21 protein-coding genes and 3 tRNA genes are annotated in these 23092 nt (G+C 58.6%); 10 read left to right on the top strand and 14 right to left on the bottom strand.

The window, feature by feature from the left end:
- Positions 1–50: 50 nt before the first annotated feature.
- Genes gudD through H7K56_RS21380 form a run of 3 tightly spaced genes read right to left on the bottom strand, consistent with a single transcriptional unit; the run spans position 51 to position 4096 of the window.
- Positions 51–1382 carry a glucarate dehydratase gene (gene gudD / locus H7K56_RS21390; RefSeq protein WP_125310155.1) on the bottom strand — a complete coding sequence of 444 codons (1332 nt, stop codon included), beginning with the start codon at positions 1380–1382 and terminating at the stop codon, positions 51–53.
- 10 nt (positions 1383–1392) lie between these two features.
- Positions 1393–2739 carry an enolase C-terminal domain-like protein gene (locus H7K56_RS21385; protein ID WP_058771606.1) on the bottom strand — a complete coding sequence of 449 codons (1347 nt, stop codon included), beginning with the start codon at positions 2737–2739 and terminating at the stop codon, positions 1393–1395.
- 10 nt (positions 2740–2749) lie between these two features.
- Positions 2750–4096 (bottom strand): MFS transporter, encoded by a 1347-nt coding sequence (locus tag H7K56_RS21380; RefSeq protein ID WP_150361117.1) that lies wholly within the window; start codon positions 4094–4096, stop codon positions 2750–2752.
- A gap of 508 nt (positions 4097–4604) precedes the next feature.
- On the opposite strand from H7K56_RS21380, the gene garD reads away from it, so the two are divergent.
- Positions 4605–6164, top strand: coding sequence for a galactarate dehydratase (gene garD / locus H7K56_RS21375; RefSeq protein ID WP_132467002.1), 1560 nt, complete (start codon positions 4605–4607; stop codon positions 6162–6164).
- A 135-nt stretch (positions 6165–6299) separates the two neighbouring features.
- Here the strand turns inward: garD and H7K56_RS21370 are convergent, their stop codons facing one another.
- The 4 genes from H7K56_RS21370 to syd form a co-directional block, all read right to left on the bottom strand.
- Positions 6300–6746, bottom strand: a complete 447-nt coding sequence (locus H7K56_RS21370; RefSeq protein WP_021507375.1) for a flavodoxin — start codon at positions 6744–6746, stop codon at positions 6300–6302.
- Between the two features lie 12 nt (positions 6747–6758).
- Positions 6759–7538: a tRNA pseudouridine(65) synthase TruC gene (gene truC / locus H7K56_RS21365; protein WP_150361116.1), complete on the bottom strand. Its 780-nt coding sequence runs from the start codon at positions 7536–7538 to the stop codon at positions 6759–6761.
- Positions 7538–7864: a YqcC family protein gene (locus tag H7K56_RS21360; protein ID WP_058771608.1), complete on the bottom strand. Its 327-nt coding sequence runs from the start codon at positions 7862–7864 to the stop codon at positions 7538–7540. The genes truC and H7K56_RS21360 overlap by 1 nt, the downstream gene beginning before the upstream one ends.
- 588 nt (positions 7865–8452) lie before the next feature.
- A complete protein-coding gene (syd, locus tag H7K56_RS21355) occupies positions 8453–9001 on the bottom strand; it encodes a SecY-interacting protein (RefSeq protein WP_150361115.1) in 549 nt (182 codons plus the stop codon).
- 62 nt (positions 9002–9063) lie between these two features.
- Here syd and queF point away from each other — a divergent pair, with 62 nt between their 5' ends.
- From queF to xni, 3 genes are all read left to right on the top strand, one after another.
- Positions 9064–9909 carry an NADPH-dependent 7-cyano-7-deazaguanine reductase QueF gene (gene queF / locus H7K56_RS21350; protein WP_150361114.1) on the top strand — a complete coding sequence of 282 codons (846 nt, stop codon included), beginning with the start codon at positions 9064–9066 and terminating at the stop codon, positions 9907–9909.
- A gap of 186 nt (positions 9910–10095) precedes the next feature.
- Positions 10096–11460, top strand: coding sequence for a nucleotide 5'-monophosphate nucleosidase PpnN (gene ppnN, locus H7K56_RS21345; RefSeq protein WP_021507381.1), 1365 nt, complete (start codon positions 10096–10098; stop codon positions 11458–11460).
- Positions 11461–11498: 38 nt separating this feature from the next.
- A complete protein-coding gene (gene xni / locus H7K56_RS21340) occupies positions 11499–12266 on the top strand; it encodes a flap endonuclease Xni (protein WP_150361113.1) in 768 nt (255 codons plus the stop codon).
- A gap of 485 nt (positions 12267–12751) precedes the next feature.
- Here xni and rlmM read toward each other — a convergent pair whose 3' ends face one another.
- The 4 genes from rlmM to H7K56_RS21320 all read right to left on the bottom strand — a co-directional run bounded on the left by rlmM (position 12752) and on the right by H7K56_RS21320 (position 15775).
- The gene (gene rlmM / locus H7K56_RS21335) at positions 12752–13852 is read right to left on the bottom strand and encodes a 23S rRNA (cytidine(2498)-2'-O)-methyltransferase RlmM (RefSeq protein ID WP_021507383.1); all 1101 of its coding nucleotides are present in this window, start codon (positions 13850–13852) and stop codon (positions 12752–12754) included.
- The gene (locus H7K56_RS21330) at positions 13845–14240 is read right to left on the bottom strand and encodes a DUF423 domain-containing protein (RefSeq protein WP_021507384.1); all 396 of its coding nucleotides are present in this window, start codon (positions 14238–14240) and stop codon (positions 13845–13847) included. Before H7K56_RS21330 ends, rlmM begins: the two co-directional genes overlap by 8 nt.
- A gap of 50 nt (positions 14241–14290) precedes the next feature.
- Positions 14291–15208 carry a transcriptional regulator GcvA gene (locus H7K56_RS21325; RefSeq protein WP_010616414.1) on the bottom strand — a complete coding sequence of 306 codons (918 nt, stop codon included), beginning with the start codon at positions 15206–15208 and terminating at the stop codon, positions 14291–14293.
- A gap of 342 nt (positions 15209–15550) precedes the next feature.
- The gene (locus H7K56_RS21320; protein WP_010616412.1) at positions 15551–15775 is read right to left on the bottom strand and encodes a YgdI/YgdR family lipoprotein; all 225 of its coding nucleotides are present in this window, start codon (positions 15773–15775) and stop codon (positions 15551–15553) included.
- Between the two features lie 208 nt (positions 15776–15983).
- Between H7K56_RS21320 and csdA the strand changes: the two genes are divergently transcribed.
- Entirely contained in the window at positions 15984–17189 is a 1206-nt protein-coding gene (gene csdA, locus H7K56_RS21315; protein ID WP_104093651.1) for a cysteine desulfurase CsdA, read from the top strand.
- Positions 17190–17193: 4 nt separating this feature from the next.
- Entirely contained in the window at positions 17194–17646 is a 453-nt protein-coding gene (csdE, locus tag H7K56_RS21310) for a cysteine desulfurase sulfur acceptor subunit CsdE (protein WP_021507386.1), read from the top strand.
- On the opposite strand, the gene tcdA is transcribed toward csdE, so the two are convergent.
- A complete protein-coding gene (gene tcdA / locus H7K56_RS21305; protein WP_021507387.1) occupies positions 17634–18440 on the bottom strand; it encodes a tRNA cyclic N6-threonylcarbamoyladenosine(37) synthase TcdA in 807 nt (268 codons plus the stop codon). The genes csdE and tcdA overlap by 13 nt on opposite strands.
- A gap of 60 nt (positions 18441–18500) precedes the next feature.
- Positions 18501–19649, bottom strand: coding sequence for a murein transglycosylase A (mltA, locus tag H7K56_RS21300; RefSeq protein ID WP_021507388.1), 1149 nt, complete (start codon positions 19647–19649; stop codon positions 18501–18503).
- Positions 19650–19856: 207 nt separating this feature from the next.
- Between mltA and H7K56_RS21295 the strand changes: the two genes are divergently transcribed.
- From H7K56_RS21295 to H7K56_RS21285, 3 genes are all read left to right on the top strand, one after another.
- Positions 19857–19933, top strand: a tRNA-Met gene (locus tag H7K56_RS21295).
- A 52-nt stretch (positions 19934–19985) separates the two neighbouring features.
- Positions 19986–20062: transfer RNA gene (locus H7K56_RS21290), tRNA-Met, on the top strand.
- A 52-nt stretch (positions 20063–20114) separates the two neighbouring features.
- Positions 20115–20191 (top strand) — tRNA-Met (locus H7K56_RS21285).
- A gap of 88 nt (positions 20192–20279) precedes the next feature.
- Here H7K56_RS21285 and amiC read toward each other — a convergent pair.
- Positions 20280–21515 (bottom strand): N-acetylmuramoyl-L-alanine amidase AmiC, encoded by a 1236-nt coding sequence (amiC, locus tag H7K56_RS21280; RefSeq protein WP_104093652.1) that lies wholly within the window; start codon positions 21513–21515, stop codon positions 20280–20282.
- Between the two features lie 232 nt (positions 21516–21747).
- On the opposite strand from amiC, the gene argA reads away from it, so the two are divergent.
- Positions 21748–23076: an amino-acid N-acetyltransferase gene (gene argA, locus H7K56_RS21275; protein ID WP_021506712.1), complete on the top strand. Its 1329-nt coding sequence runs from the start codon at positions 21748–21750 to the stop codon at positions 23074–23076.
- Positions 23077–23092: the final 16 nt, after the last annotated feature.

Raw genomic sequence — 23092 nt, 5'->3', positions numbered from 1 at the left:
TCTCTACTCCTGTTATTTAGCACCGCCGCCCGCGGGCGCGCGGAATAAAATCAGCGCACCAGGCACGGACGCTTGTTATCAAATGTCCAGTTCGGCACGAGGAACTGCATCGCCTGCGCATCGTCGCGCGCGCCCAGTCCATGCTGCTGATACAGCGCATGGGCCTGCATCACCTGATCCATGTCCAGTTCGACGCCAAGGCCCGGCTTCTGCGGCACCTGCACCATGCCACCCTTGATCTGCAACGGCTCTTTGGTCAGGCGCTGGTTGCCCTCCTGCCAGATCCAGTGGGTGTCGATGGCGGTAATGGCGCCCGGTGCGGCGGCGGCCACATGGGTGAACATCGCCAGCGAAACATCGAAATGGTTGTTGGAGTGCGAACCCCAGGTCAGGCCGAAGTCATGACACATCTGCGCCACGCGCACCGAGCCCTGCATGGTCCAGAAGTGCGGATCGGCCAGCGGAATATCGACCGACTGCAGCGACAGCGTGTGGCCCATCTGGCGCCAGTCGGTGGCGATCATATTGGTGGCGGTAGGCAGACCGGTGGCGCGCCGGAACTCGGCCATCACTTCACGTCCGGAGTAACCCTGTTCAGCGCCGCACGGATCTTCTGCATAAGCCAGCACGCCTTTCAGCTGTTTACCGAGCAGGATGGCCTCATTCAGCGACCAGGCCCCGTTGGGATCGAGCGTCACGCGCGCCTGCGGGAAACGCTTCGCCAGTGCGGTTACTGCTTCGGCCTCTTCACCGCCGCGCAGTACGCCACCTTTCAGTTTGAAATCGTTAAAGCCATATTTTTCATAGGCGGCTTCTGCCAGGCGCACCACCGCGTCCGGCGTCAGCGCTTCCTCATGCCGCAGACGATACCAGTCGCACGGATCATCGGTCTGGCTCTGATACGGCAGTGACGTTTTGCGGCGATCTCCGATGTAAAACAGGTAGCCGAGCATCTCGACACGGTCACGCTGCTGTCCTTCGCCCAGCAGCGACGCCACGTTGACGCCCAGATGCTGGCCGAGCAGATCCAGCAGCGCCGCTTCGATGCCGGTCACCACGTGAATGGTGGTGCGCAGGTCAAAGGTCTGATTGCCGCGCCCGCTGGCATCGCGATCGGCAAAGGTGGTGCGTACCAGGGTGAGGATATTTTTGTACTCGCCGACGGTTTTTCCGGTTACCAGCGCCGCCGCGTCTTCCAGCGTCTGACGAATTTTCTCGCCGCCGGGGATCTCGCCCACGCCCGTGTGGCCGGCGTTATCTTTCACAATCACGATATTGCGGGTAAAAAACGGCGCGTGGGCACCGCTCAGATTCAGCAGCATGCTGTCGTAACCGGCCACCGGAATGACCTGCATTGCTGTAATTTTGGGGGTGTGACTCATTTCCTGCTCCTTATGCATGGCGGCGTCCAAAAGCCGGACGCTTGCGGTCGAACGACCATCCGGGAACCAGATATTGCATTGCCGTGGCGTCATTACGTGCGCCTGCCGGCAGCGATTGATACAGGGCGTTAGCCTGGCGCAGGCGATCCCAGTCCAGTTCAACGCCGAGGCCGGGCTTGTCCGGCACAGCAATTTTGCCGTTGCGGATCTGCAGCGGCTCTTTGGTCAGGCGCTGGTCGCCCTCCTGCCAAATCCAGTGGGTATCAATGGCGGTCGGTTTACCCGGTGCCGCTGCGCCGACGTGGGTAAACATCGCCAGCGAAATGTCGAAGTGATTATTGGAGTGGCAGCCCCAGGTCAGTCCCCACTCATCACACAGCTGCGCCACGCGTACCGCGCCGCTCAGCGTCCAGAAGTGCGGGTCGGCCAGCGGAATATCGACCGCGTTGAGCATCACCGCGTGGTTCATCTCCCGCCAGTTGGTGGCGATCATATTGGTGGCGACCGGCAGACCGGTGGCGCGGCGAAACTCGGCCATGACTTCGCGCCCGGAATATCCCTGCTCGGCACCGCACGGATCTTCGGCATAGCTCAGCACCTCGTGCAGGCCTTTGCACAGCGCGATGGCTTCATCCAGATGCCAGGCGCCGTTGGGATCGACGGTGATGCGCGCGTCCGGGAAACGCTGCTTCAGTGCCACCGCCGAGGCAATCTCCTGCTCGCCCGGCAGCACGCCGCCTTTGAGTTTGAAATCTTTGAAGCCGTACCTGTCCTGCGCCGCTTCGGCTAAGCGCACCACCGCGTCTGGCGTCAGCGCCTCCTGATGGCGCAGGTGATACCAGTCGTGACCGGCCGCGTCGCCGCTCTGATACGGCAAATCAGTCTTACGCCGATCGCCAATGTAAAACAGGTAGCCCAGCACCGTGACCTCATCGCGCTGCTGACCCGGCCCCAGCAACTCGGCCACTGGTACGCCAAGGCACTGGCCGAGCAGGTCGAGCAGCGCCGCTTCCAGCGCCGCCACCGCATTGACCCGCAGCTCAAACGTCCAGGCGCCGTTGCCGAAGGTATCGAAATCCGCCGACTGGTTGCCTTTGTGCACCTGCTGCACCAGCCGGTTCATGCGCGCCACCTGCTGCCCTTTCACCTGCGGAATTGCCGCGACCAGCGTCTGATAAATGGTTTCACCGCCCGGCGCTTCGCCGACGCCGGTGTGGCCGGCGCTGTCGGTCAGCACCACGATATTGCGGGTGAAGCAGGCGCTGTGCGCGCCGCCGATGTTGAGCAGCATGCTGTCGTAACCCGCCACCGGGATCACCTGCATGTCGGTAATCACCGGGGAACTTTGCGTATTCATATTCGGTTCCTTATGAACGGGGTTTGAGTTCGACACGTTTGATATCGCCGGTTATCACCAGGAAGCTGAACGCCGCCACAAACGCATGGATGCCGACATAAATCAGCGCGCCTTCAAACGATCCGCTGGAGGCGATGATGTAGCCAATGGCAATCGGCGTGACGATGCCAGAGAAGTTACCGAACATATTGAACAGCCCGCCGCTCAGGCCGCTGATCTCTTTGGGTGCGGTATCGGCCATCACCGCCCAGCCCAGCGCACCAATGCCTTTACCAAAGAACGCCAGCGCCATAAACAGCACCACTACCCATTCGGTTTCGGTGTAGTTACACATCACCATGCTGATGGAGAGCAGCATACCGATGACAATCGGGGTTTTACGCGCGATGTTCAGCGAGCCGGTTTTACGCATCAGGTAATCTGAAATCACGCCGCCCAGCACGCCGCCGAGGAAGCCGCAGATGGCGGGAATCGAGGCGATCATGCCGGCTTTAAGAATCGACATGCCGCGCGCCTGCACCAGATACACCGGGAACCAGGTAATAAAGAAATAGGTCAGGGCGTTAACGCAGTACTGACCGAGATAGATCCCCCACATCATGCGGGTGGAGAGCAGTTGCTTGATTTGAAACCACTTCTCATCCCAGCTCACTTTGCGATCGGCTTTCTTCGCATCCATGTTGATCAGCGCACCGCCCTGCTCCATGTACTCCAGTTCGGCTTTGTTCACGCCAGGATGATCGTTCGGATCGTGAATCACTTTCAGCCAGATAAAGCTGAGAATGATGCCCAGCCCGCCCATGAACCAGAACACGTGCGCCCAGCCCACCTCAGCCACCAGCCAGCCCATGATCGGTGCGAAAATCACCGTGGCGAAGTACTGGGCGGAGTTAAAGATGGCGACGGCGGTACCGCGCTCCTGCGCCGGGAACCAGGCAGCAACAATACGGCTGTTACCCGGGAAAGACGGCGCTTCCGCCAGTCCCACCATGAAGCGCAGCAGGAACAGCGACACCACAATGCCGAAGCCGCTAAAGATATCGACAAAGCCCTGCAGCAGGGTAAACAGCGACCACAGGAAGATGCTCCAGAAATAGACGCGTTTGGAGCCAAAGCGGTCCAGCAGCCAGCCGCCAGGAATCTGACCGATAACATACGCCCACGAAAAAGCGGAGAAGATGTAGCCAAGGCCGACGGAATCGAGACCGATCTCCTTCGACATTGCCGAACCGGCAATCGAGATGGTGGCCCGGTCACCGTAGTTGAACGAGGTGACGATAAATAACATCACCACAATCCAGTAACGGGCATTAGTGCGCTTCTGCACTGCTGCCGCTGTCTGGCTGTAACTATTCATGATGCACTCCTGAAAATATAGCGAACGCTACATTCACTCTGACTGCATACACATCGCGTTGGGTATCAGAATGATGTTGGGTTAAACACGGCGATTGTTGTTATGGCAAAACGATGATGCGTCGTGACGAATAACCAAACGTTGAAGAACGGCAATCAGTATAGGAACAGCATCGCCGCTAAACACTGGAGGAACGCCCGAGGATAATCATCAATCCGGCACGATTTTCTGGCATTTGCCCATAACGCTGCGGCGTGGCTCACGGAACCCGCCATTCAGCCGCCAGATTGCTGTAAAAGTGAACAGCAAGCGTACGCTTTGTGAGGCTCTTCACTTGCGTTTGGTAAAACGAACCAAACTGCGCGCCGATCGCGGCACAAAGCCAGTCAGTTGCACAATGCGTGGGCCAATACCCCTGCTTATACTGAGGCTGGCAAATAACGATGATGTGACGGACGTGATTTCAACCGCACCGCTATGACCGGTGCGACGAACAGGAAGGTGAGCAATGAACCGACCTCTGACAGACAAACCGCGCTACATTAAAGTGCACGACGCCGATAACGTGGCGATTGTGGTCAACGATCAGGGATTGCCCGCAGGCAGCCGCTTTGATGACGGTCTGCAGCTGACTGAGCATGTGCCGCAGGGGCACAAAGTGGCGCTGAGCGATATCGCCCTCCACGGTGCCATCGTGCGTTACGGTGAAGTGATTGGCACAGCGCTGCGCCCGATTGCGCGCGGCAGCTGGATTGAGGAGTCGCTGGTGGCGCTGCCCGCCGCCCCACCGCTGGCCAGCCTGCCGCTGGCAACTAACGTGCCGCCGCCCCTACCACCGCTGGAAGGATACACCTTTGAAGGCTATCGCAATGCCGACGGCAGCGTCGGCACGCGCAATCTGCTCGGCATCACCACCAGCGTGCACTGCGTGGCGGGCGTGGTGGATTACGTGGTGCAGCTGATTGAGCGCGATCTGCTGCCGCGCTACAGCAACGTCGATGGGGTGGTGGCGCTCAACCATTTATATGGCTGCGGCGTGGCGATCAACGCACCGGCGGCGGTGGTGCCGATTCGTACCATTCACAACCTTGCGCTGAATCCTAATTTTGGCGGCGAAGTGATGGTGGTGAGCCTCGGCTGCGAGAAATTACAGCCGGAGCGCCTGCTGACCGGCACACCGGACGTACAGGCCATTTCGCTGGATGAGCGCGATATCGTGCGCCTGCAGGATGAGCGTCACGTGGGCTTTGGCGCGATGGTCGATGAAATTCTGCAGGTGGCCGAGCGCCATCTGAAAAAACTCAACCAGCGTCAGCGCGAAACCTGCCCGGCGTCAGCGCTGGTGGTCGGCACCCAGTGCGGCGGCAGCGATGCGTTTTCCGGCGTGACGGCCAATCCGGCGGTTGGCTTTGCCTCGGATCTGCTGGTGCGCTGTGGTGCGACGGTGATGTTCTCGGAAGTGACCGAGGTACGCGATGCGATCCATCTGCTGACGCCGCGTGTGGTAAACGAAGCGGTGGGCAAACGGCTGCTGGAGGAGATGGCGTGGTACGACGATTATCTGAGCCAGGGGCAAACCGACCGCAGCGCGAATCCGTCGCCGGGCAATAAAAAAGGTGGCCTGGCCAATGTGGTAGAAAAAGCGCTGGGCTCAATTGCTAAATCCGGCCGCAGCCCGATTGTCGAAGTGCTGTCACCCGGACAGCGCCCGACGCAGCGCGGGTTGATTTACGCCGCCACGCCGGCCAGCGATTTTGTCTGTGGCACCCAGCAGATGGCTTCCGGCATTACGCTACAGGTGTTCACCACCGGGCGCGGCACGCCCTACGGCCTGGCGGCAATTCCGGTGATCAAAATGGCGACGCGCAGCGCGCTGGCGAACCGCTGGCATGACCTGATGGACATCAATGCCGGCACCATCGCGACGGGCGAAGAGAGTATTGAACAGGTCGGCTGGCGGCTGTTTGAGCTGATTCTGGATATCGCCAGCGGACGTAAACAGACGTGGTCAGATCGCTGGGGAATCCGTAATCAGCTGGCGGTATTCAATCCGGCACCGGTGACGTGATGTGTGCACACCTGGCGGAAGAGGAAGCGGTTCGGGTGAACCGTTAAGGTTAATCCCTGCAGCCCCCGCGCGCACAGGCTGTTCCCTCTCCCGCCTGCGGGAGAGGGTTAGGGTGAGGGCGTGAACCAAGCCAAACTACAACAGCTTACCCCAGCTCTCCACCCACGGCGTGGTCACTGACTCGGGCTCCGGATTTTCCGTCGCATCCACCAGCAGCACCTCGCCAATACGCTGCGCCTGCTGCTCCTGCAGCGTGGCATCAAAGGTCTTACCGGCCCCACAGAAGTGGTCGTAACTGCTGTCGCCTAAAGCAATCACGCCATAGCGTAGCTCAGGCTGATAGCCCAGCTCATCGCGCACCTGCACATACAGTCGCGCGATATTGTCCGGAAAATCGCCCTGCCCGGTGGTCGAGGTAACAATTAACGCGACCTCTTTGCTGTAAGCCTGCCAGTCGGCCAGTGACGGATCTTCAAACACCTTCACCTCATGCCCCTGCGCTTCCAGCACCGGCTGCGCCTCTTCGGCAACCAGCAGCGCGTTGCCGTACACCGTACCTGTAAAAATGCCAATCTTTGCCATTTTGCCGCTCCTTTATTCTGTCGGCTTATCCTGGACTGCCTCAGCGGCAAACTCAACCCTCGGCACCTCGGGCAGTTGCTGCTGCCAGCCAAACGATTGCAGCATCTGCTGCCAGACGCGATCCAGCCCGGCGCGAATCACCAGCGGTTTGCCGGTCACCGGATGCGTTAGCGTCAGCGCACTGGCGTGCAGCATCAGTCGATCCATGCCAAAGTGGGCTGCGGCACCGCGGTTCTGCCGCAGATCGCCGTGCGAGCTGTCACCAATAATCGGATGACGCAGGTGCGCCATATGGCGTCGCAGCTGATGCTTGCGCCCGGTGTGCGGCGACAGCTCAACCAGCGTATAACGTGCACTGGGGTACTTGCCGATAGCCACCGGCAGTTCCGCCTGCGCCAGCGCGCGATAATCGGTGACCGCCGGCTGCGGCGCGCGCGGTTCCGTGACAAACTTGTCCGCAATTTTATCCAGCTCTTCCACCAGCGGATAATCCAGCGTTGCGCTACCGTCCAGCCAGCCGCGCACCACTGCGTGATAGGTCTTCTGTATCTGATGCTGTTCAAACTGCTGCGCCAGCAGCCGCCCGATTTCGCTGGAGAGCCCCATCAGCAGCACGCCAGACGTGGGACGATCGAGGCGATGCGCGGTAAATACGTGCTGACCAATCTGATCGCGCACCGTCTGCATCACCACCACTTTCTCTTTGCGATCGAGCCAGCTGCGGTGCACCAGCCAGCCCGCCGGTTTATTCACCGCAACCAGCCATGCATCCTGATAAATGATCTCCAGCATCAGGCGTCCGGCGGCGCAAACAGCGCATCAAGCTGGCTGAGCGTCAGCAGCAGCGCTGCATGGCCCGGCGTGGTGGGCGGCAGGGCCATCTCATAATAAGGCGTAACGGCGAAGTTTTGCGGCAGCGCGGCGCCGGCGTCAAGCAGCGCCTGCATGCGCGGCAGCAGGACCCACTGCAGCCATTCGAGCGGCTGCAGGGTATCGAGACAGAAAGGTTGCGTGCTATTAAAGGCTTCCGCCGCCGGGGCGTGCGTCTGCCAGTGGCCGTGTTCGCGCATCACCGCTTCGACCTGCTGCAGCCGCTGAATAATCAGGTGCGTCGACATACGCTACCTCCGCGTCAAAAAGGGGCGGCAAGCATATCATTAGTGGGTGCGCGCGCAAAAACGGCATAAAAAAAGGGAGCACTGTGATTACAGTGCTCCCGGTTCGTTTGCAGCATTCCCGCCACCGCTGTGCTCCCTGCTCATCCATGACAACTGTTCCTGCGCTTTCCGTCGCCTGTCATCGTGACATTGGTCCTTAGCATCCTGGCCCGCCACATCCCGCGTGGCTCTCATTCTCCATCCTGGAGGTGTCCTTTACTCACTCCGGAGTGTCCTGCTTCATCCTGAAGCCTTCCCTGTGACGTAAACTCCGTTACGTTCCTGCCGCCTGGCTGACATTCTCCTGAACGTCTCTCAATCCGTGGCTTCCTGCCAGTGGTGACTATTCTGGCAGAAACCATCGCAATAACAAGTCAGTAAGCGCCGTTAAACGATTAAGCCATGTCTGTATTTTCGGATTGATGCCATAACTGCATGATTCACAATATTTTTACATTGCGGACTTCCGGAAGTCTGCGTAATGTTCTGGCGATCTCGCACAACAGTTGTGAGAGATCTCTTACATGGGCTGCGAGAAAAGTCTGCAACTCAGGAACTAACCGGTTGTAAAGCATTAAGAAATGTCTGAATATCCACCGCCAGTTTCTGCCGCTTCTTCGTACCCGGCTGCTCCACAATCACCTCGCCGGTCAGATTACACACCGCGATAACATCCTGCTCCGAATCTGTCGTGGCGATAAACAGCGTGGGGCTCTGTTTCAGACGGCGCTTCATCACCAGATGACCAATCAGGTTCTCCTGCAGGCGGGTAAAATCGTCCTCGCTCCACACCTGCAGCAGCGTCAGCGACTGCTGTGCAAACTGCGCGTGCATGTCGCCGGCAAATTGTGTGGTATAGAACGTGGTGAGGTCCGGCTGCAGCTGAATATCCAGTGCGCGCTCAACGGCTGCCAGCGAGGCTGGCAGGGTAAAGTCCTGCGGCTGCCACAGAACGCGCTCATCCAGTTCACTGATGATGCAGGGCGACGGCTCGCCGTACAGCTCTGCGCTGGCGGGAAAATGGCCGTGCTGCTGCTGCCAGTGCGCTACATAACGGGCGGTAAAATCGCGCAGGGCCTCTGCGGTTTGCTGCATCATTCATCTTCTCGCTGGTGATCGGTTACACTGACTCTCTTTGATGGATTTTAGTGGTAACCGTTATGTCTTCTGAAAACCGGGATACGGCGCTGAGCGGCCTGACTTTGGGTAAGCCCACCGCGTATATTGATCGCTACGATAACACGCTGCTGCAGGCGGTGCCGCGCAGCCTGAATCGCGAGCCGCTCGGGCTTTATCCCGATAACCTGCCGTTCCACGGCGCAGATATCTGGACGCTGTATGAACTCTCCTGGCTTAACAGCAAAGGCGTGCCGCAGGTCGCGGTCGGCGAAGTGGTGCTAAGCGCCGACAGCGTGAATCTGATCGAGTCCAAAAGCTTCAAACTCTATCTTAACAGCTTTAACCAGACGATTTTCGCCGACTGGGGCGCCGTGCGGCAAACGCTGGAGCGCGATCTCAGCGCCTGCGCTAACGGCCAGGTCAGCGTGGCGCTGTTTCGCCTGAGCGAAGTGGAAGGTCAGCCGATCGGGCACTTCGCTGGCGATGTCATCGACGAGCAGGATATCACCATCAGCGATTACGGCTTTAACGCCGATTACCTCGCCAGCGCAACGGGCAGCGAAGTGGTTGAAGAGACGCTGGTCAGTCATCTGCTGAAATCGAACTGTCTGATCACCAATCAGCCGGACTGGGGCTCGGTGATGATTCGCTATCAGGGCCCGCGTATCGATCGCGAAGCGCTGCTGCGCTATCTGATTTCGTTCCGCCAGCACAATGAGTTTCACGAGCAGTGCGTCGAGCGTATTTTTAACGATATTCAGCGCTTTTGTCAGCCAGCAGCATTAACCGTCTACGCGCGCTACACGCGGCGCGGCGGGCTGGATATCAATCCGTGGCGCAGCAATGTCCCCTTCATGCCGGGCTACTCCCGCCTGGTGCGCCAGTAGCAGATTGCGAGATGTCTCGCAGGCCGCCGCACGGATGCGCGGTTCCACTTGAGCATTCGCGGCCGACAACGGTACTCTGGTACAGGCGCGAGGGCGACAGCGTGCTTACCGAAGGATTTTCGTCACTGCGCTCAACGGGTTAAGCGCAGCGTCATCAGTCACGCATTTGCGTGTAAAGGAGTTCTCTTGATTACACATATCAGCCCGCTTGGCTCAATGGATCTGCTCTCCCAGCTGGAAGTCGACATGCTGAAGCGTACTGCCAGCAGCGATCTCTACCAGCTGTTTCGCAACTGCTCGCTGGCGGTACTCAACTCCGGCAGCCAGACCGACAGTAGCCACGAACTGCTTTCCCGCTTCGAAAACTTTGACATCAACGTGCTGCGCCGCGAGCGCGGCGTGAAACTGGAGCTGATCAACCCGCCGGAAGAGGCGTTTGTTGACGGCCGGATTATCCGTTCGCTGCAGGCGAACCTGTTTGCCGTACTGCGCGATATTCTGTTTGTTAACGGTCAGCTCTCAGCGGCGGATCGTTTACAAAATCAGGACGTCACCGACTCCGCGCACATCACCAATCAGGTGTTTTCTATTCTGCGCAACGCGCGCGCGCTGCACGTGGGCGAATATCCCAACACCGTGGTGTGCTGGGGCGGTCACTCCATTAACGCGGTCGAATATCAGTATTGCCGCAATGTCGGGACCCAGATGGGCCTGCGCGAACTGAATATCTGTACCGGCTGTGGTCCGGGCGTGATGGAAGCGCCAATGAAAGGGGCGGCGGTAGGCCATGCACAGCAGCGCTATCACGACAGCCGGTTTATCGGCCTGACTGAACCGTCGATCATCGCTGCGGAGCCACCTAACCCGCTGGTGAATGAACTGATCATCATGCCGGATATCGAAAAGCGTCTGGAAGCCTTTGTGCGCATCGCGCACGGCATCGTGATCTTCCCGGGCGGCGTGGGCACGGCAGAAGAGCTGTTGTATCTGCTGGGCATTCTGATGAATCCGCAGAACAGCGATCAGGTGCTGCCGCTGATCCTCACCGGGCCGAAAGAGAGCGCCGATTACTTCCGCGTGCTGGATGATTTCATCGTTAATACGCTGGGTGAAGCTGCGCGCCGGCATTACAAAATCATCATTGATGATGCTGCGGAAGTGGCACGTCTGATGAAGAAAGCCATGCCGCAGGTGAAAGAGTACCGCCGCGAAACCGGCGATGCCTACAGCTTCAACTGGTCGATTCGCATTGCGCCGGATCTGCAGGTGCCGTTCCTGCCAACCCACGAAAATATGGCCAACCTGAAGCTGTTCCCGAATCAGCCAGCAGAAAAACTGGCGGCAGATCTGCGGCGTGCCTTCTCGGGCATCGTGGCCGGTAACGTCAAAGAGATGGGGATCCGCGAAATCCGGGAAAAAGGTCCGTATCAGCTGCAAGGTGATGCCGATCTGATGCACCGCATGGACGAACTGCTGCAGGGCTTCGTCGCGCAGCAGCGCATGAAGCTGCCCGGCAGCGCTTACATCCCCTGCTACGAAATCATCAAATAACCCATCAGGAAGGCAGCCTGCGGGCTGCCGGTATCACTATGTCGCTTCATCTGCTTATTATCGACGCGCTCAATCTGATCCGCCGCCTGCACGCGGTGCAGGGTTCGCCCTGTCGTGAGGCCTGCGTGGCGGCGCTGCATCAGCTGCTGGGCCACACGCGACCAACGCACGTGGTGGCGGTGTTTGACAGCCATGACCGACAGCCTGGCTGGCGTCATCAGTTATTGCCGGACTATAAAGCGGGTCGCCCGCCGATGCCGGACGATTTACAGCAGGAGATGGCCTCGCTGCAGGCGGCCTTTGAGGCCAGCGGTGTCAGCTGCTGGGTTGCCGAACAGGATGAAGCGGACGATCTGGCCGCGACGCTGGCAGTGAAGATGGCCGACGCCGGTCATCAGGCCACCATCGTTTCTACCGATAAAGGTTACTGCCAGCTGCTGGCGCCGAGCATCCGCATCCGCGATTATTTTCAGAAGCGCTGGCTGGACGTACCGTTTATCGAACAGGAGTTCGGCGTCGCGCCGGCCCAGCTGGCGGATTACTGGGGCTTATGCGGTATCAGCAGCAGCAAAATTCCAGGCGTGCCCGGCATCGGGCCGAAAAGCGCACGGGAACTGCTGCTGCAGTTTGGTTCGCTCGAGGCGCTGTATCAGCAGCTGGATCAGGTACCTGACAAATGGCAGAAGAAGTTACGCGATCACCGCGCGATCGCGGAGGTGTGCCGACAGGTGTCAACGCTGAAGCGGGATTTGGTGTTGCAGGGGAATTTAAATACGCTGCGGTATCAGGGTCCGGCGCGTCATTGAGGTCGCCATGAATGGCGCCCCTACAGCAGCACGGCAAGCCTGAGCTGGTCAGGCAGGTTTCAGTCCCATTCCACACCGGTTGCGGTTTTGGTTGCGGCGTAATTTATTGCGCGATGAATCGCGCCGCTACGGGCTGGTGCACCTAATTTCTGCGAAATAATTTGTGCCACCGCAGGACGGCAAGCCCGAGCTGGTCAGGCAGGTTTCAGCCCCATTCCACACCGGTTGTGGTTTTGGTAGCGGCGCAATTTATTGCGCGATGAATCGCGCCGCTACAAATGTTATGCGGCCTGCAGTTACCTGCATTAATACGAAGCAGCCAATCTGCGAAATAATTTGTGCTAGCGCAAGGCGGCAAGCCTGGGAGTCCCCGGGAGCATACATTAGTATGTGACCGGGGCGAGCAGGCGCAGCCAACGCTGCGGTAGTGCAAAGTATGAAGCAGGCGCAGCCAACGCCGCGATAGTGCAAAGTATGAAGCAGAACTAGCGTTCGTCGCGCCGTCCGCCGACTGCCGCCCAGATCCGGCGCACATGTACGGTCACTTCTTCGCGGTCGTGATACAGCTGGCGCGCCTGGATCTGCGCGTTTACGCCCTTCTCCTTCAGCGCCGCGTCCATCATTGCCAGGTTCTGCGTGACTTCTTCATAGCGCTTTTTCATTGGCAGCTTGAGGTTGAAGATCGCCTCACGGCACCAGCCGTTGACCAGCCATTCGGTCATCAGGCTGGCGACGCGCACCGGTTTTTCCACCATGTCGCACACCAGCCAGCTGATGTTGCTGCGCGGCGGGCGGAATTTGAAACCGTCTTCGCGGCAGTGCGTAACCTGTCCGGTATCCATCAGGCTTGGCGCCATCGGGCCGTTATCCACCGCGTAGACCCACATGCTGCGCTTCACCAGCTGATAGGTCCAGCCGCCGGGGCAGGCACCAAGATCGACCGCATACATGCCGCTGCCCAGCCGTTCGTCCCACTCATCGGCCGGCACGAACACATGGAATGCTTCTTCCAGCTTCAGCGTAGAGCGGCTTGGCGCATCGGCCGGGAACTTCAGGCGCGGAATGCCCATGTAAAACGGCGAGTTGTTGTGCGGCAGCGAATAACCAACGTAGCAGGTGCCCGGCGCGATAAAGAACACATGCACCACCGGACGTTTATTGCTCTCATAATTCAGCAGGATTTTGCTGTCGCGCAGGCTGGCGCGCAGCGGTACCGTCAGCTTGCGGCAAAATTTGGTCAGCTCTTTGGCTTCATTGGTGTCGGGCACTTCAACGCGCAGCTCGCCGCCCTTCTCCACTACGCCGCTCAGCATACCGACGATAGGGGTAATACGATCTTCTGGCGGGAGATCGCGCAGCAGCTCGCCCACCACCAGCATTTGCCGGGCAAAAATCAGCTCCGCGAACGGCAGCGTGGCGATCAGTTTTTCCGCCTCTTCCGGCTGATAGCACTCAAACAGCACGTAACCGGCGTCGTCTTTAACGCGCGGAAAACCATAGATTTCACGTTCCGCTGCTTTGGCACTGATTTCTGCCGCACACTCTTTCTCAAATCCCGGACGGCAATAGAGTAAAACTTTATTCATGGCGATCTGCCTTTCGTTTCAGACGCAGCGCGCCAATCAACATCAAAAACCAGCCAATCAGGAAGCACAGGCCTCCAACCGGCGTAACAAACACCCAAAACTTCAGGTGCGACAGCGCCAGACAATACAGGCTGCCGCTGAACAGGACGATACCCAGCGCCATCGCGGCGCTACTCCAGTAAAACCAGATATTGGCGCGACGCAGCATCGCTGCGCCAATACCGATAATCGCCAGCGTATGATACGCCTGATATTCAAGGCCGGTATGGATCCACGCCATCTCGGCCGCGCCGAGCGCTTTACTCAGCACGTGCGCCCCAAAAGCACCAAACGCCACCAGCAGAAAGCCGCTGATGGCGGCAAATATAAACATGGCACGACTGGACATTCATTTATCCTCAAGGTGAAACCGCACATCACTGTGCGGCAGGCAACGCGTTAGTGATCGTAGCGGAAGCGGAATTTTTCTTGTTCAGTTGCGGCTTTTTCCAGAATCCACTGCCGAAAGGCGGCTATTTTACCCAGTTCTGCCTGGCTGTCATGACAAACCAGATAAAAAGCATTTTTACTCACTAAGACATCGTTGAAAGGACAGACCAGACGTCCGGCCTCAATTTCACTCTGCGCCATCACGTTATTGGCCAGCGCCACGCCCTGGCCGTGGATCGCCGCCTGCAGCACCATGGCGCTGTGGCTGAAGATCGGCCCCTGCTGAACATTAATGTGCTGCAAGCCCAGCTGACGAATATAGGATTGCCAGTCACGGCGCGAGGCGTCATGCAGCAGCGTGAAATGCGCCAGATCGGCCGGTGATTTGAGCGGATTGTCGCCGGTCAGCAGCAGCGGCGAGCACACCGGCAGCAGATATTCGGCATACAATTTCTCTACCCGCAAACCGGGCCAGTTGCCGCGGCCGTAAAAAATCGCCACGTCGACATCGTCGGCCAGCTTCTCCTCATCACGGTCTACCGCCTGGATACGCACATCAATGCCCGGATAAGCCAGATTAAAGCTGGAGAGGCGCGGAACCAGCCACTGAATGGCGAAACTCGGCAACAGGCTGACGGTGAGAGCCCCTTTGGCACTGCGCGCCTGCAGTTTGCGCGTGGCATCGTTCAGTGCCGAAAAAATCTCTTTGATATCGAGATAGTAGCTTTGACCCTCTTCGGTCAATAACAGCGAACGATTGCGCCGGCGAAACAGCTTAAGACCGAGAAAATCTTCCAGCGATTTAATCTGATGGCTGACAGCCGCCTGGGTCACAAACAGCTCCTCAGCGGCTTTGGTGAAGCTCAAATGACGGGCCGCAGCGTCGAAGACGCGAAGAGCATTAAGCGGCGGAAGGCGTTTTGACATGGTTTTCCGTACCCGGATTGACAGCGTAACACTGCAACTTATACAAAGTCGTTACGTATTAGATTTTTTAATCCGAGACATTATAATTTGTCCGTTGAGGAAGCTCCAGCAAATACCTATAGTTGCCGCACTTCCTGAGCCGGAACGAAAAGATTTCTGGAAACGTGCGAGAGATCGCAGACTTTTAGAGAGCTTTTGGCTTGTGGTCGTGATGTTGTGTTTGCATTTTGATCTGACGATTGCAGATCAAACTTTTAATTCCTGTAGATTTACCCTGTCTGTCCATAGTGATTTTAAATAGCACCGCAAATTGCGGTGCTTTTTTTTACCTGCTTACCGGGCTTACTGGCCCATTTCCACCATCTCTTTCACATCTGAGCGGTTAATCTGCTGCTCGTTGCCATTGGCATCTTTATAGCTGATCATACCGGTTTCATCGTCAACTTTTGGTTTGCCATCCGCAACAATGGTGCGACCATCATTGGTATGCATGACGTAGTTGCTGGAACAGGCGGCCAGGGTAAAGGCCATGGTGCACACGGCCAGCACTGCGGCGAGTTTATTCATCTTCTATCTCCTTGCAGATTGATTGCATTAAACCACCCGCGTGCGCTGACCAGTGGCAGCAAACAGAGCGATCGACTGGAACAGACCGATTCGTTATGCGGGTTTCGGTTCAAACCTTGCAATAATTAGCATAACGCGCTTTTCCAGCTTTGCCAGGCCACGGCGTGGCTTTCAGCCTGGTCCTAACATCCAAGTAAGTGAGCTGAGTATGACCCATTTCTCTCCTGGCGAGTTTCGTCAGCAGTTTCCCGCGCTGAGCGATGCGGGTGTCTATCTCGACAGCGCCGCCACCGCGCTGAAGCCGCAGGCGGTGATTGACGCGACCGCGCAGTTTTATTCGCTGAGTGGCGGCACCGTCCACCGCAGCCAGTTCGCCGCTGCCCGCGCGCTGACGGCACAGTATGAACAGGCGCGCGCGCGCGTGGCGCACTGGCTGCAGGCGGCGGACGATCGGCAAATCGTCTGGACGCGTGGCACCACGGAAGCCATCAACCTGGTGGCGCACAGCTGGCTGGCGCCGCGCCTGCAGCCGGGCGACGAGATTGTGGTGAGCGAAGCCGAGCACCACGCCAATCTGGTGCCGTGGCTGATGGTGGCGCAGGCCAGCGGTGCGAAAGTGATAAAGTGGCCGCTTGGCGCTGACCGGCGACCGGATATCGCCCTGCTGCCGCAGCTGCTCAACGCGCGCACCCGGCTGCTGGCGATAGGTCAGATGTCTAACGTGACCGGCGGCTGTCCGGATCTGGCGCAGGCGATTACGCTGGCGCACGGCGTCGGGGCGAAAGTGATGGTGGATGGCGCGCAGGGCGTGGTGCACTGCCCGCCGGATGTGCAGGCGCTGGATATCGACTTCTACGCCTTTTCCGCGCACAAGCTGTACGGCCCGATGGGCACTGGCGTGCTGTACGGCAAAGCGGAGCTGCTGGACGCGATGCCGCCGTGGCAGGGCGGCGGCAAAATGCTGACGCAGGTCGATTTCAGCGGCTTCACGCCGCAGCCGGTGCCGTGGCGCTTTGAAGCAGGCACGCCGAACGTGGCGGGCGTGGTCGGGCTGAGTGCGGCGCTGGACTGGCTGGGGCAGTACGATGCGGAAAAAGCCGAACGCTGGAGCCAGCAGCTGGCCAGCCTTGCCGAAGAGCAACTCAGCGCTATTCCCGGCTTCCGCAGTTTCCGCTGCGGCAGCGCCAGCCTGCTGGCGTTTGATATCGCCGGTATTCACCACAGCGATATCGTGACGCTGCTGGCGGAACAGGGCATCGCGCTGCGCGCCGGCCAGCACTGTGCCCAGCCGCTGATGGCGGCGCTTGGCGTCAGCGGCACGCTGCGCGTCTCATTTGCCCCCTATAATAATCTGCAGGACGTGGACGCGCTGGTGCGCGCCATGCACCATGCCGTGGATTTACTGAGTGAGTAACGTAATGACATCAGCCCTGCTTGCCCCCCATCCGTTTGGTGATCTGATTACCGAAGCCAGCCTGACGGAGAAGTTTGCCCATTTTCATCAGTGGGAAGATCGCTATCGCCAGCTGATTCAGCTCAGCCGCCAGCTGCCGGCACTGCCGGAAGCGCTGAAAACGGCGGAAATTGAGCTGTCCGGCTGCGAAAACCGCGTCTGGCTCAGCAGCCAGCAGCGGGCCGACGGTACGCTGCATTTTTACGGCGACAGCGAGGGACGCATTGTGCGCGGATTGCTGGCGGTGCTGCTGACAGCGGTGGAAGGAAAAACACCCGCGGCGCTGTTAGCCACAGATCCGCTGGCGCTGTTTGATACCTTAGGGCTGCGCGCGCAACTGAGCGCCTCGCGCAGCAGTGGTTTACAGGCGCTGGCTGAGGCGGTACAGCGTGCTGCCCGCGCGCATCAGGCAGACTGACGCGCCGCGCGCGCGAGAAATTTTTTCAGCGCGTGCGACACCGCAACAAAACCAAAGGTGGCGGTCACCATGGTGGCCGCACCAAAGCCGGCGGCACAGTCCATGCGCTTTGGCCCTTCCGCCGTGCTGCGCGAAGCGCATACGCTGCCGTCCGGCTGCGGATACACCAGCGCCTCGGTAGAGAACACGCAGTCGATCCCCAGTTTACCCTTGCTGTTTTTCACTACGCCAAAATCACTTTTCAGCCGCTCGCGCAATTTGGCAGCCAGCGGATCCTGAATGGTTTTGGCTAAGTCACTGACCTGAATCTGCGTCGGATCGATCTGTCCGCCGGCGCCACCGGTAGTGATCAGCGGGATCTTATTACGCCGGCACCAGGCAATCAGCGCAGCCTTAGGGCGCACGCTATCAATCGCGTCAATCACATAGTCGAACCCCGCAGCCATCAGCTCAGCGGTATTGTCCGGCGTGATAAAGTCATCGATGCAGATCACCTCACACTCCGGATTGATGGCATGAATACGCTGCGCCATCACCTCGGTTTTCGCCTGACCGACATGCCCCTGCAACGCATGAATCTGACGGTTGGTATTGGTAATACACACATCATCCATGTCGATCAGGGTAATTTTACCGATGCCGGTGCGCGCCAGCGCTTCGGCCGCCCAGGAACCGACGCCGCCGATGCCGATGACGCAGAAATGCGCGTCGGCAAAACGCTGCAGTGCTTCCTGCCCGTAGAGACGCGCCGTGCCGCCAAATCGCTGGCGCCAGGCGTCGCTGACAACTTTCATAGCTAACCTTTTAGTACGATGCGCAGACGCGCACCCGACAAACCCAGGGTGCGCAGCCTATCAATTTGCGCCGATAATCAATGAACCATTATTGCCGTTTTGCGGATTGCTGAACAGCGGCTGGCCGGTTCCCGGTGCGGCTTTCAGCACCCAGACGCGGCCATAATGGTTGTAGAAGCCCGCCAGATGCGCCGCATCCGGGCCGACGCCCTGGTAGATATCGAAGTGCTGGCCTTTGATCGCGCCGCCCACGTCCAGCGCGACCATCAGGCGCATCTCATATTTGCCGTTGAATTTGCCCTTCTCATTCAGCTGCGGCACTTCAGCCAGCAGCGCCGTGCCGGCGGGAATCAGCGAACGATCGGACGCCACCGAGGCTTTGGCGATCAGCGGTACCGCGCTGGCGCCGCGCACCGGTACATACTCTTCCGGCTTAAAGAACACGAACGACTGGTTGGTTTCCAGCACATTGCGCACTTCCTGCGGTGAGTGCTCCTGCGCCCACTGCCGAATCGCCTGCATCGACATGTCTTCGCGCTTCACTTCACCGCGATCGATCAGCTCTTTACCAATACTGTGGTAAGCCCAGCCGTTCTTGCCGCCGTAGCCGAAGAAGCGCAGCGGACGGCCATCGCCGAAATCGACATAGCCGCTGCCCTGCACGTCCATCATAAAGTTGTCGATCAGCGAATTGCTCCAGGCAATCACATAACGCTCATCCAGTGCGCCACTATAGATAGAAGCGCGGCTTGGCAGCTTCTGTCCGCGCGGACGCGGCGGCATGCGATAAATCGGATACTGAAATTCGCCCTGACGGGTATAACGCGCTTCCACCACCGGCGTGTAGTAACCGGTAAACTGTACGTTGCCGTAGCTGTCGGTGCCTTCCATCTGATAGGCGTTCAGGCCGAACTGGCGCAGCTGACGCGTATCGGCGCCGGAGAGCAGCCAGTTCTGAATCGCACTGTAAGTGCCGAGGTTGCGGCCATACAGACCGGACGACGCCGACTGGATCTGCTGCACCTGCAGGCCGAAATCACGGCCATTGACCGGACGCCCTTTGGCGTTCGGCTCATTCACCAGCCCGAGCGGTTGCTCCAGCTTGCCATCAATATATTGCTGACCGCGATCGGTCGGCTTAGAGCTACAACCGGCTAACAGCGCCAGAAATGCGCCAGTAAGTGCATACTTCGCCCAATGTCCTTTCATTACCTTCTCTTTTTAAGCTGGTTGTTTGCACGGCGACGATAGCAAAGGGGCAGACAGAATGAAATCTGCCGCAGGCTAGCGCGCTCACATCTGTATAATAAATCGCCCAATGGCCAAATAATTCAGCAACTGTTTGTCTATTTAGCGCTTTAACACAAAAAAGGGGTTGCATCATCATACGCCCGGTGTATAGTGCGCATCCACGGACGCGGGGTGGAGCAGCCTGGTAGCTCGTCGGGCTCATAACCCGAAGGTCGTCGGTTCAAATCCGGCCCCCGCAACCAATTCTTCGTGATGAAGAGACAATGTGGCAAGTCGCTTAGCGCGACAGACGGACGCGGGGTGGAGCAGCCTGGTAGCTCGTCGGGCTCATAACCCGAAGGTCGTCGGTTCGAATCCGGCCCCCGCAACCAATTGTCTTAACGAAGAATACAATGTGCAAAGTCGCTCAGTGCGACAGACGGACGCGGGGTGGAGCAGCCTGGTAGCTCGTCGGGCTCATAACCCGAAGGTCGTCGGTTCGAATCCGGCCCCCGCAACCACTTCTTCTGACGAAGAACATCACAACACCCTGACGGGTGTTTTTTTGTTTCTGCGCCTGGTAAAAAGCGGCATCGCTGCCGCCCTGCCCTAACGTCGTGCCAGCACGCCGCCTTTGTCAAAATACGCCTTAATACCGTGCAGAATGGCTTCCGCCACCTGATGCTGATAGCGCGGCGTACGCAGCTTCCGCTCCTCTTCGACGTTACTGATAAACGCCGTTTCTACCAGAATCGACGGGATATCCGGCGCTTTCAGCACCGCAAAGCCGGCCTGATCCACCGTGCGTTTATGCAGGTGGTTAATGTGGCCCATGCGCGTCAGCACTTCTTTGCCAAACTTCAGACTGTCGCTGATGGTCTGCCGCTGCACCATATCGAACATGGTGTGGTCGAGATAGCGATCGCCGCTCATGCTGACCCCGCCGATCAAATCCGCTTCGTTCTGCGTCTGGGCGAGAAAGCGCGCGGCGGCCGAGGTTGCGCCGCTGGTGGAGAGCGCGAAGACCGAAGAGCCGCGCGCCGCCCGGCTGGTAAAGGCGTCGGCGTGAATTGAGACAAACAGATCGGCGCGCTGCTTGCGCGCTTTCGCGACCCGCACGCGCAGCGGTATAAACACATCTTCGTTGCGCGTCATGTAAGCCTTCATATTACGTTCTTTGTCGATCAGCGCTTTCAAATAGCGTCCAATCTTCAGCACGATATCTTTCTCGCGCGTTTTGTACTTGCCGTGCGCGCCGGGATCTTCCCCGCCGTGACCGGGATCGATCATGATAATAATCGGTCGATCGCGCCCGGCTTTACCCGGTAGCGGCGCCTGCGCCGGTTGATCGCGCTCCAGTTCGCCCTGGTTGTAATCCTTCAGTAACGCCAGCAGCGGATCCTCTTCCTGTGACGACTGGCTGGGATAGAGATCGACCACCAGCCGGTGGCGAATACCAGCGACCGGATCGAGGGTGAAGGTTTTCGGTGCCACGCTGCGCTTCAGCTCCAGCACCACGCGCACCGTGGTGGGATCGAACTGACCGACGCGCGCGGTTTTAATGTAGGGATCGTCCACCCGCACCAGCTTATCGATGCCTTTCAGCGCGCTGTTGATGTGCAGGTTCTGGATATCGATCACCAGCCGTTCGGGGTTGCTCAGCGTGAACTGCTTATAGTGCAGCGCGACGCTGGATTCCAGCGTCACGCGCGAGTAAGTCGAGGATGGCCAGATGCGCACGGCCACAATGTGCTGACTGGCCGCAAAACCGCTGCGCGTCACGCTCAGCAACCACAGCGCACCTGCGCCCTGTAAAAGTCGTCTTCGGGTAAAAGCTTCGGACATGCCGCTCCAGCTACTGTGTTATGTCTAAAAAATCGTCAGTTGACGAGCAGAAGGCGAAAACTTTATTCAATGAGGAATGTCTTGTCTTGCCGGAAAAACCAGATAATGCAGTCTGTTAGCGTGGCTTGCATCAGGAAAATCGTAAAGTAACGTCAGGTCCGATGCTTGCAAAAAGCGGCGAAAGAGCATAAAAATACATAAATTTCGAATAACCATTCACAGAGGGTTTGCCGTGAAGGAACGCAGTACCGAACTGGTTCAGGGTTTTCGCCATACCGTTCCCTATATTAATGCCCACCGTGACAAGACGTTTGTCATCATGCTGGGTGGCGAGGCCATCGAGCATGAGAACTTCTCCAGCATCGTTAACGATATCGGCCTGTTGCATAGTCTCGGCATTCGCCTGGTGGTGGTTTATGGCGCACGGCCGCAGATCGATGCCAGCCTCGCGCAGCAGCAGCTGGAGCCGATTTATCACAAACACACCCGCGTGACCGATGCCCAATCGCTGGAGCTGGTGAAGCAGGCGGCCGGGCGTTTACAGCTCGATATTACGGCGCGTCTGTCGATGAGCCTGAATAATACGCCGCTGCAGGGCGCGCATATTAATGTGGTGAGCGGTAACTTCATCATCGCTCAGCCGCTGGGCGTGGATGACGGCGTCGATTACTGCCACAGCGGCCGCATCCGCCGCATTGACGAAGAGGCGATCCATCGTCAGCTGGATAACAATGCCATTGTGCTGCTGGGGCCGGTGGCGGTCTCGGTGACCGGCGAGAGCTTTAACCTGACCTCGGAAGAGGTGGCGACGCAGCTGGCGATTAAGCTGAAAGCCGAGAAGATGATCGGTTTCTGCTCCGAACAGGGCGTAACCGACCGCGAAGGCACCATCATTTCCGAGCTGTTCCCGAACGAGGCGCAGACGCGGATTGATGAAATGGAGAGCGACGGTGATTTTCTCTCCGGCACCGTGCGCTTCCTGCGTGGCGCGGTCAAAGCCTGCCGCAGCGGCGTACGCCGCAGCCATCTGATCAGCTATCAGGAAGATGGCGCACTGCTGCAGGAGCTGTTCTCGCGTGACGGTATCGGTACGCAGATTGTCATGGAGTCGGCCGAGCAGATTCGCCGCGCCAACATCAACGACATCGGCGGGATTCTTGAACTGATTCGTCCGCTGGAGCAGCAGGGCATTCTGGTGCGCCGTTCACGCGAGCAGCTGGAGATGGAGATCGACAAATTCACCATTATTCAGCGCGACAACATGACCATCGCCTGCGCGGCGCTCTATCCGTTCCCGGACGAGCAAATCGGCGAGATGGCCTGCGTGGCGGTGCACCCCGACTATCGCAGCTCGTCACGCGGCGAGCTGCTGCTGGAGCGCGTGGCGCTACAGGCGCGGCAGATGGGGCTGAAGAAGCTGTTCGTGCTGACCACGCGCAGTATCCACTGGTTCCAGGAGCGCGGCTTCACGCCCGTGGATATTGAGTCGCTGCCTGAAAGCAAAAAGCAGATGTACAACTATCAGCGTCGTTCCAAAGTGCTGATGGCAGACCTACGCTAAGCGCCAGCGCACCTTA

It is taken from the genome of Pantoea dispersa (assembly GCF_014155765.1).
Taxonomy (GTDB): domain Bacteria; phylum Pseudomonadota; class Gammaproteobacteria; order Enterobacterales; family Enterobacteriaceae; genus Pantoea; species Pantoea dispersa.
This window is presented reverse-complemented; position numbering and strand designations above follow the sequence as displayed.

Coding starts and splice junctions, on each gene's coding strand:
- H7K56_RS21370 (WP_021507375.1), bottom strand. CDS start 6,746: ATGGCAAAGATTGGCATTTTTACAGGTACGGTGTACGGCAACGCGCTG.
- H7K56_RS21325 (WP_010616414.1), bottom strand. CDS start 15,208: ATGTCAAAACGCCTTCCGCCGCTTAATGCTCTTCGCGTCTTCGACGCT.
- H7K56_RS21360 (WP_058771608.1), bottom strand. CDS start 7,864: ATGTCGACGCACCTGATTATTCAGCGGCTGCAGCAGGTCGAAGCGGTG.
- H7K56_RS21385 (WP_058771606.1), bottom strand. CDS start 2,739: ATGAATACGCAAAGTTCCCCGGTGATTACCGACATGCAGGTGATCCCG.
- H7K56_RS21330 (WP_021507384.1), bottom strand. CDS start 14,240: ATGTCCAGTCGTGCCATGTTTATATTTGCCGCCATCAGCGGCTTTCTG.
- amiC (WP_104093652.1), bottom strand. CDS start 21,515: ATGTCCGAAGCTTTTACCCGAAGACGACTTTTACAGGGCGCAGGTGCG.
- garD (WP_132467002.1), top strand. CDS start 4,605: ATGAACCGACCTCTGACAGACAAACCGCGCTACATTAAAGTGCACGAC.
- H7K56_RS21320 (WP_010616412.1), bottom strand. CDS start 15,775: ATGAATAAACTCGCCGCAGTGCTGGCCGTGTGCACCATGGCCTTTACC.
- csdE (WP_021507386.1), top strand. CDS start 17,194: ATGACATCAGCCCTGCTTGCCCCCCATCCGTTTGGTGATCTGATTACC.
- queF (WP_150361114.1), top strand. CDS start 9,064: ATGTCTTCTGAAAACCGGGATACGGCGCTGAGCGGCCTGACTTTGGGT.
- csdA (WP_104093651.1), top strand. CDS start 15,984: ATGACCCATTTCTCTCCTGGCGAGTTTCGTCAGCAGTTTCCCGCGCTG.
- gudD (WP_125310155.1), bottom strand. CDS start 1,382: ATGAGTCACACCCCCAAAATTACAGCAATGCAGGTCATTCCGGTGGCC.
- xni (WP_150361113.1), top strand. CDS start 11,499: ATGTCGCTTCATCTGCTTATTATCGACGCGCTCAATCTGATCCGCCGC.
- syd (WP_150361115.1), bottom strand. CDS start 9,001: ATGATGCAGCAAACCGCAGAGGCCCTGCGCGATTTTACCGCCCGTTAT.
- tcdA (WP_021507387.1), bottom strand. CDS start 18,440: ATGAAAGTTGTCAGCGACGCCTGGCGCCAGCGATTTGGCGGCACGGCG.
- rlmM (WP_021507383.1), bottom strand. CDS start 13,852: ATGAATAAAGTTTTACTCTATTGCCGTCCGGGATTTGAGAAAGAGTGT.
- truC (WP_150361116.1), bottom strand. CDS start 7,538: ATGCTGGAGATCATTTATCAGGATGCATGGCTGGTTGCGGTGAATAAA.
- mltA (WP_021507388.1), bottom strand. CDS start 19,649: ATGAAAGGACATTGGGCGAAGTATGCACTTACTGGCGCATTTCTGGCG.
- H7K56_RS21380 (WP_150361117.1), bottom strand. CDS start 4,096: ATGAATAGTTACAGCCAGACAGCGGCAGCAGTGCAGAAGCGCACTAAT.